Raw genomic sequence first — 8335 nt, 5'->3', positions numbered from 1 at the left:
GCGCCCGTGCGTTCGCGTTTGTTCGACGTCACCGCACCGCCCGCACCACCACCCACTGCCCCGCCGATCACGGTGCCCGTGCTGCCGCCAATCGCGTTGCCGACCGCCGCGCCGGCGACGCCACCCAGCGCGCCGCCCAGTGCGTTGCTCGTGTCGCCTGCCACGGCGGGCAGCGACACCACCGCCGCCGCACCGACCACCACCGCCATTCCTGCCAATTTCTTCAGCATCTGTCTGCCCTCTCCGCATTGCGAGATATCGATGGGCGAATCTAGCACCTTTCCGGAAGGCCCATCGTAATGAAGCGTTAAATCGGGCATTGTTCTGGCCGGAGCGCGCGTTTTGGCGGATTCAGGTGGCCGGCTTCCGGATCGTGAAACCGCGCGAGATAGCGCGTGCCGTCCAGCCATTCCGGCATCTCGCCATGGCCGATCACGCGCAGCCGATCGTAGCCCCGGCGTTCGGCCCCGCCTCGTCGCGAGCCTGCTCGAGCATCGCGAACTGCCCGCGCGGCAGGGCTTCAACCTCGACTTCCGGCCCGGCAGCCTGTGTGCGGCCATGCGCGGATCCATTTCCCAGCGATCCGCAACCCGCTTGCGCCGGCGCGCAGGATCGCGGCCTAGCTCGAAGCTTCCGAGAACGCGCCGGAGTTCGTGATGCGATATCGAAGAAAATCAAGCAACGCATGCACTTTGCGTGAGTGGCGGCGATTCGGAAGATAAGCGGCATAAACGCAGACGGTCTGTTCGAGCGGGTTGACCGAGTAGTCTTCGAAAAGACGCGGTAGCCGCCCCGCCACCACATCCTCTTCGACGAGCCATTGGGGAAGCAGTGCAATACCAAACCCGCTGATCACAGCCTCGCGCAGCACGTCCGAGTTGTTCACCGAAAGTCTGCCGTTGATCTCGACATGCTCGGTGCTGCCTGCGCGAGTGAACGACCAACGCTGCAAAGCTGCCTGGTACGCAAAACGCAGGCATTGATGGTTTCGCAGATCTTCCGGTGAAGCGGGCACCCCGTTGCTTTCCAGATAGCCATGACTCGCGACAACATAGCGATGATGTTCCGCCAGGCGATTGACGATCAGATTCGGCTGGTTTGCAGGTGTGCCGATGCGTACCGCAACGTCAATTCGCTCGGCGGCCAGATCGAGGGTCGAATCCGAAAGCACCAGGTCCAGGGAAACGCGGGGATGCTGCTGCAGGAAGCTTGCTATGTGCGGCCCCAGGCACAGGCGCCCGAAAGTCACCGGCATCGAAACACGCAGCGGCCCGACTGCGTCGACACCCGTGTCGGACACACTCCCGTCGGCTTCGTCGAGGTCCGACAGCACCCGCGTGATCTGCTCCAGATACGCGGAACCGGCATCCGTCAAAGTCACTTGACGCGTCGTGCGCGTCAGCAACGCGCTTCCAAGCGACTTCTCCAACGCGTCCATCAGGCGCGTCACCGATGAAGTGGCCACCCCCATGCGGCGCGCGGCCTTCGAAAAGCCCCCCGTTTCCGCGACGTCGATGAATGCCCGCAACGCAAGAAGCTTGTCCACGCCATGTCCTTTGTCTTTGCGCATACCGCAACGCTGGATTGCGATTGCTTCATATTCACTAAGTCTGACGCAAAGCCTAAAGTGCTTACACCGTCAACGCAAGGAGCCTTCAAATGAATCCGCTCGAAATCCAGGTCACGTACGACTTCATCTGCCCGTGGTGCTGGATCGGCCATGAACATCTCAAGGCAGCGCTCCGGGAGGCCGACCTGGCCGTCGCACCGACCGTCAAGTACCTTCCGTATGAACTCAATCCGACCATGCCCAAGGACGGAATCGATCGAAAAGCCTATCGCAGCGCCAAATTCGGAAGCTGGGCACGTTCGCAGGCAATGGATGCCGACGTCACGCTGGCGGGCAAACGTGCCGGTGTCGAATTCAACTACGACCGCGTAGCGGTTACGCCCAACACGCGGCTTGCCCATCGCCTGATGTTCCTTGCTCAGTCCAAGGGAAACGCAGCCAGGACCGAAGCACTGTTCGAGGCGGTTTTCTCTGCCTATTTTTCCGAAGGGCGGAACATCGGCACGGCCGAGGTTCTGGCAAGCCTCGCGGAAAGTACGGGTTTCGACGCGGACGAAGTGCGCAGTTTCCTGGCGACGAACGACGGCGAGCGCGAAGTCGTTGCCGACGAACTGCGGGCCGGGGCCACCGGCATCCGGTCGGTGCCGACCATTCATGTCGGCGGCGTTCCGGTGAGCGGTGCACAACCGGTTTCGGTACTCGCCCAGGTGCTTCGGACTGCCACCGGCGACAACACGGCCAAAGACGCAGTCTGAATCGACACCTGCAGTTGAACGCAAGCTACTGGTTTGGAGAGATTCATGGTCGCCCCCATAAAAAACAGGCCTCGCGCACTGATCATCGGCGGCTCGCTCGGCGGGCTCTTTACTGCAACGACGCTGCAAGCCGCGGGTTGGGACATCGACATCTTCGAGCGCTCCCCGAATGAACTGGACAGCCGAGGCGGCGGAATCGTGTTGCAGGCCGACGTCCTGTCGGCGTTTCATTTCGCCGGCATTCAGACGGGTACCGCGCTCGGCGTGCAGTCGGGCGACCGCATCTATCTGGACCGCGCCGATCGTGTCATTCAGCGCAGCTTCATGCCGCAGACCCAAACGTCCTGGAACATGCTCTACGGCACGATGAAGGCGCACCTGCCCGCGCAGGTCTTTCATCCGGGCGAGCACTTCATCCGCTTCGAACAGAACGGCGACCGGATTACCGCCTACTTCGCCAGCGGCCGCGTTGAAACGGGCGATCTGCTCGTCGGCGCAGACGGCGCACGCTCCGCAGTCCGCGAGCAGGTCTCTGCCGGCCTTTCACCCAATTACGCCGGATATGTCGCGTGGCGTGGTCTCGTGCCTGAAACGGCGCTCCCGGCAAGCGCCGCGGATGTTCTCAATGGAACCTTTGCCTTCCAGCAAGGCCCCGGTCACCTGATGCTCGAATATCTCGTCCCGGGCGAAGACCTGTCGACTCAGGAGGGTCAGCGACGCTGGAACTGGGTGTGGTACCGGAAGGTTGCCCATGGCGAAGCGCTCACGGCTCTGTTGACCGACCGCTCGGGGATTCGCCATTCGTTCTCGCTGCCTCCGGGCGCACCGAAGGACGAAGACCTCGCTCGCCTGACACAGGCGTCGAAGGAGCTTCTCGCGCCGACTTTCCAGACGTTGGTTGAAGCGACCCGGGAACCGTTCGTCCAGGCCATCCTGGATCTGCAGGTGAAGCAGATGGTGTACGGTCGCGCGATCCTGCTGGGCGACGCCGCCTTTGTGCCGCGCCCTCATACCGCGGGCAGCACCGCCAAGGCAGCCGCCAACGCATTGGCGTTGGCCCAGGCGCTGCATTCCGCGGATGCCGGTATCGATGAGGCGCTGTCGCAGTGGCAGGCCGGACAATTGCATCAAGGCATCGGCATGACCGAATGGGGAATGAACATCGGCGACCGGATCATGGGCATCCCGCGCAGCAATGTCGTCCTGAAGGGTGCTTGATCCAGCCACCGCGTCATCCGTCGCCGCCCCAGCACGGCCCGGCCCGGCAGCCGATTGCGTCGTCGATTCCGTCGATCTCCGTCCGCGACTTCACCGACCGGGGCATTTCCCCCAATCGCGCAACTCGAGCTCGCCGGATTCATTGCGCAGGCAGCACAGCGCCGCGCGGCCGTCTGTATCTGTTTCCGCGGACGGTCGCGGACGATAATGGACACGTCATTCCTGCAGCACGACAACACGCGCCGCGAGGATCAACGCACACCGCAACCGCGCAAGGAGGGCCTCCTGCATGACCACACCATTCAGGCTGGGCGACCACGTCCGCTGGAATTCGGAGGCCGGCTACGTGACCGGCACGATCATCGCGATCCACACCGCGGATTTCGACTACAAGGGCCACCGCCATCGCGCGTCGCCCGACGATCCACAGTACGAGATCAAGAGCGACCGCACCGACCACATCGCCGCGCACCGCAGCCGCGTGCTCGAGCGCATCGCGGACAAGGACGACGCATGACGCTCCCGTTCTACACGATCGGCCACTCGAACCGCACGCTCGACGAATTCGTCGGAATGCTCGACGCGGTCGATATCGCGCTGCTCGCGGATATCCGCAAGATGACACGCTCGCGCACCCATCCGCAATTCAACGAAGCGACGCTGCCGGACGCGCTGGCTGCAACCGGCATCGCCTACGAGCACATCGCCGAGCTCGGCGGCCTGCGCGGCAAGTCGCACGACGTGCCCGACGACGTCAACGACTTCTGGACCAACCAGAGCTTTCACCGCTACGCCGATTACGCGCTGTCACCCGGGTTTCGCGACGGCCTCGACCGGCTGATCGCAGACGGGCATCGGCAGCGCTGCGCGATCATGTGTTCGGAAGCGGTATGGTGGCGCTGCCACCGGCGCATCGTGTCCGACTACCTGATCGCACGCGGCGAAACGGTGCTGCACATCATGGGCCGCAATCGCGTGGAACCCGCACGCCTCACGGCGGGCGCGGTCGTCCGGCCCGACGGCTCGATCGTCTATCCGGACGTCGAAAGCGGCACCGCCACGCCGGAAGCCGGCACGCCACCGCACGCGTGACGTTGCACCCGTGACGTCGCTCGCGCGGCCGTGCACCCGCGCCGGCTTCCGACCATCGCGATCTGCATTATCATCGGGCCTCCACCGCGCCTGCCCGCTTCCGGCAAGCGGGCCCCGCCACCTCGCCCGTTGCACCCCATGCTCACTCTCGTCATCGTTGCCGGCCTGTGGGCCGGACTGCAGAACGCCCTCGCGGGCGGCGGCTCGTTCGTCACACTGCCCGCCCTGATCGTGTCGGGCATGTCGCCGCTCGCGGCGAACATCACGTCGACGGTCGCGCTGTTTCCCGCGCAGGTCACGACCGGCTGGGCGAGCCGCAACATGGTGCGCGGCGTGGGCAAGCTGTCGTTTCGCACGCTGTTCTTCATCAGCGTGGTCGGCGGTGCGCTCGGCGGGCTGCTGTTGCTGAAAACCCCGTCGTCGATCTTCTCGCGCCTCGTACCGTGGCTCGTGCTGTTCGCGACGGTCGTGTTCGCGTGGGGCAGCTTTTTCCGCAAGCCAAGCGAAGGCACGGGCCACCTCGGCACCGTCCCCGCTGCGATCTCGCAGTTCATGATCGCGATCTACGGCGGCTACTTCGGCGGCGGGCTCGGCTTCCTGATGATGGCCGTGCTGACGATGGCCGGCCTGTCGCCGCGCCACGCGATGTCGACGAAGAACGCGCTCGCGGGCGTGATGAACGCATCGGCCGTCGTGCTGTTCCTGACGTCGCCGCACCTGCACTGGGGCTCGGCACTGGCACTCGGCGGCGGCGCGATCGTCGGCGGGCTGCTCGGCACGTGGGCGCTGCAACGCGTGAACGAACGCATCCTGCGGATCGGGATCGTCTGCATCGGCGCAGTGCTGACCGTCGGGTTGTTCGTCAAGCCGATCTGATGCACGCCCCTTGCCGCTACCGCTGCGGCAATTGATGAGCAAACCGCAAGACGTCTTTCGCATATCTCGTTTGCCGTGACGGCGGTGTCCGCCCACAATCCGGAGTTGCCGTCGTCATCGCCCTCTCGCGGGCACCGACCGGCACCTCGCGGCCGCCATTCCGATTCACCGCCGGCGGCCCGGCACATCGCGTCACACACGCTCCCTCGCCATCGACGCCCTTTGCGGCGGCAGCACGCCTGCCGACACGCCGCCCGATGCGTTCCCGGCCGACAGGCCAACAATAACTAGAGGTAGGAGATGCAGAACAACTCGTTGAGGCAAAGCCTCAAGCAACGGCACATCACGATGATCGCGCTTGGCGGCGTGATCGGCGCGGGCCTGTTTGTCGGCTCCGGCGCCATCATCGCGACCGCCGGCCCCGCGGCGATCCTGTCGTACCTGATCGGCGGCGTGATCGTCACGCTGGTCATGTTCATGCTCGGCGAAATGGCCTCCCGCAATCCCGACAGCGGGTCGTTCTCCACCTACGCGAGCAGCTATCTCGGCGAATGGGCCGGCTTCGCGGTCGGCTGGCTGTACTGGTTCAAGTCCATGATGACGATCACCGTCGAGGCGATCCTGCTCGGTGCGATCCTCCACGATTTCCTGCCGTGGCTGCCCGTGTGGGGCGGCGCGCTGTTCATGCTCGTCACGCTGATCGCTAGCAACGCATACTCGGTGCGATCGTTCGGCGAAGCCGAATACTGGCTGTCGTTTGCGAAGGTCACGACGATCATCATCTTCATGGCACTCGGCGCATCGATCCTGCTCGGCTTCCAGCCGCGCATTCCCGCACCGGGGCTCGTGAACCTTACGGATCACGGCGGCTTCATGCCGAACGGCATTTCTCCCGTGCTCGCCGGCGTGATGGTCGTGATCTTCTCGCTCGGCGGCAGCGAAATCGCGGCCGTTGCGGCGGGTGAATCCGAAAACCCGAGCAAGAACGTGATCCGCGCGATCAAGAGCGTGATCGTGCGCGTGATGGTGTTCTACGTCGGCTCGGTGTCGATCCTGATCCTGTGCATGCCGTGGACGGACAAGGCCAACCTGAAATCGCCGTACGTGTCGCTGTTCAACATGGCAGGCTTCACGAGCGCGGCCATCGCGATGAAGCTCGTGCTGTTCGTGTCGTTCATGTCGGTGATGAATTCGTTCCTGTTCTCGAACTCGCGCATGCTGTTCTCGCTCAGCCAGCGCGGCCACGCACCCGCGATGTTCGGCCGGACCAACGCGAAAGGCGTGCCGATGAACGCGCTCGTGCTGTGCCTGGCGATCTGCGTGTCGATCCTCGGCATTCACTTCGTGAGCGGCGGCGACCTGTTCCTGATGCTCGCGAAGAGCAGCGGCGCGTTCGTGATGATCGTGTGGATCTTCATCATCGTCGCGCACTTCGCGATGCGCCGGCAGGAGAAGCACGCACCACGCGATCCGCAGGCGTTCCGCGCGTGGTTTTATCCGGTGTCGAACTGGATCGCACTGCTGGCGCTGGTCGCCGTGCTCGGCTCGCAGGCGTTCAACCCGGATTCGCGCTTCCAGTTCTGGTTCACGGTATTGACGGCGCTGGCGATCGTCGCGGCGTATTTCCTGCGCCGCAAACCGGCACAACTCGGGGACACGGCCGGCGCGAAGCTGCGCTGACCGTTGCCCTCGGCGAGCGAGCGGCGCGCCGGCCGGCCGCCGCTCAATCGCTCAATCGCTCAACCTCTCGGCCGCTCAGCCGAACGGCCGCACGCCGATCAGCCAGCCGTGCAGGAACAGCGCGAAGACGGCCCACACGACGAGCCCGGCCACGATCGCCACGGCGTCGCCCGACAGCTTGCCCGCCGGATAGCGGACGCCATCGCGGCGGTCACGCGCGCGCCACACGACGAAATCGACGAGCGACCACACGAAGAAGGCACCGAACAGCACGACGGCGTGCAGCGTGCCGTTCGCGAGCAGGTGCGCGATCGCCCACACCGCCACGCCGGCCACCATCGGATGGCCGACCAGCGTCTTGATGCGGTTGCCGGGCACGTAGGAGGCCGCGATCAGCACGAAGGCGATCGCGGTCAGCATGCCGGTGAGGTGGCGCACGCCGACGGGCGACACCCACAGCAGCGTCGCGCCCTGGCGCGCCATCCCATACCCCCAGATGATCAGCACGAAACCGATGATCGACGCGATCGCATAGGGGCCCTTCCAGCGTTTCTCGCCGATCCGCGCGATCGTCGCCGACCGCCAGCCGTCCGCGACGATCCGGATCGAGTGCACACCGAGGAAGATCGCTAAACCGAGAATCAGGACGAGCATCGGCTGTCTCCGTCTGGAATGATGAGTGGGGAAGCGTTCCGCACGGCGTACGATGCGCCGTTCGCGGGGCCGGCTGCGAGGCCGGCACGGGTCGCGCCAGGCACGGGTGCAACCCGCGCCGATCATAAACGCCGAGGCCGCCGTTGTGAAGCACGGGGGATGTGCGGTGCGGCAAGCAGGCGGGTTTTGCGCACCGGTGCGGGCGCGCCGCCGGGTATCACGCGCCGTGCGCGATGCGAATCGGCCGGCGTTCGAGATCGAAAGAAAGGAAAACGAAATGCGCGAAGCTGTCGCTTCGCTCGATCGGTATCAAGTTTGCTTGCGTTTCACCGGTGGTTTCGGTGCCGGCTTTGCTATTGGTTTCGCTGGCGACTTTGCCGCTGGTTTTGCTGCCGGTTTCGCCACTGGTTTGGCCACTGGTTTGGCCACTGGTTTGGCCACTGGTTTGGCCACTGGTTTGGCCACTGGTTTGGCCGCTGGTTTGGCCGCT

At 64.7% G+C, this 8335-nt stretch carries 10 protein-coding genes and 1 pseudogene; 6 read left to right on the top strand and 5 right to left on the bottom strand.

Going from position 1 to position 8335, the window contains the following annotated elements; genetic code table 11:
• The 3 genes and pseudogenes from JYJ84_RS22070 to JYJ84_RS22060 all read right to left on the bottom strand — a co-directional run.
• On the bottom strand, positions 1-230 hold a 230-nt coding region (locus JYJ84_RS22070), incomplete at its 3' end, for a glycine zipper domain-containing protein (protein ID WP_240201887.1).
• Positions 231-331: 101 nt separating this feature from the next.
• Positions 332-501 (bottom strand): annotated as a pseudogene (locus tag JYJ84_RS38380) (FAD-dependent oxidoreductase); the annotation flags it as partial.
• A gap of 118 nt (positions 502-619) precedes the next feature.
• Entirely contained in the window at positions 620-1546 is a 927-nt protein-coding gene (locus JYJ84_RS22060) for a LysR family transcriptional regulator (protein WP_175220120.1), read from the bottom strand.
• A 113-nt stretch (positions 1547-1659) separates the two neighbouring features.
• Between JYJ84_RS22060 and JYJ84_RS22055 the strand changes: the two genes are divergently transcribed.
• The 6 genes from JYJ84_RS22055 (at position 1660) to JYJ84_RS22030 (ending at position 7191) form a co-directional block, all read left to right on the top strand.
• On the top strand, positions 1660-2325 hold the full coding sequence (locus tag JYJ84_RS22055) for a DsbA family oxidoreductase (protein WP_175220118.1): 666 nt from the start codon (positions 1660-1662) through the stop codon (positions 2323-2325).
• A 45-nt stretch (positions 2326-2370) separates the two neighbouring features.
• Entirely contained in the window at positions 2371-3543 is a 1173-nt protein-coding gene (locus JYJ84_RS22050) for an FAD binding domain-containing protein (protein WP_175220116.1), read from the top strand.
• A gap of 289 nt (positions 3544-3832) precedes the next feature.
• Complete coding sequence (locus JYJ84_RS22045) at positions 3833-4060, top strand: DUF2945 domain-containing protein (protein WP_175220114.1); 228 nt, start codon at positions 3833-3835, stop codon at positions 4058-4060.
• Positions 4057-4635 (top strand): DUF488 family protein, encoded by a 579-nt coding sequence (locus JYJ84_RS22040; protein WP_122947689.1) that lies wholly within the window; start codon positions 4057-4059, stop codon positions 4633-4635. The genes JYJ84_RS22045 and JYJ84_RS22040 overlap by 4 nt, the downstream gene beginning before the upstream one ends.
• A 138-nt stretch (positions 4636-4773) precedes the next feature.
• Positions 4774-5511: a sulfite exporter TauE/SafE family protein gene (locus JYJ84_RS22035; RefSeq protein ID WP_122947690.1), complete on the top strand. Its 738-nt coding sequence runs from the start codon at positions 4774-4776 to the stop codon at positions 5509-5511.
• 300 nt (positions 5512-5811) lie between these two features.
• Positions 5812-7191, top strand: a complete 1380-nt coding sequence (locus tag JYJ84_RS22030) for an amino acid permease (RefSeq protein WP_175220113.1) — start codon at positions 5812-5814, stop codon at positions 7189-7191.
• 75 nt (positions 7192-7266) lie between these two features.
• Here JYJ84_RS22030 and JYJ84_RS22025 read toward each other — a convergent pair whose 3' ends face one another.
• Both JYJ84_RS22025 and JYJ84_RS22020 read right to left on the bottom strand, forming a co-directional pair.
• A complete protein-coding gene (locus tag JYJ84_RS22025; RefSeq protein WP_043180062.1) occupies positions 7267-7845 on the bottom strand; it encodes an NnrU family protein in 579 nt (192 codons plus the stop codon).
• Positions 7846-8062: 217 nt separating this feature from the next.
• A partial coding sequence (locus JYJ84_RS22020; RefSeq protein ID WP_205189466.1) for a hypothetical protein occupies positions 8063-8335 on the bottom strand: 273 nt, incomplete at its 5' end.

This window comes from Burkholderia sp. LMG 13014, from assembly GCF_905232215.1.
In the GTDB taxonomy this organism is placed as follows: Bacteria; Pseudomonadota; Gammaproteobacteria; order Burkholderiales; family Burkholderiaceae; genus Burkholderia.
This window is presented reverse-complemented; position numbering and strand designations above follow the sequence as displayed.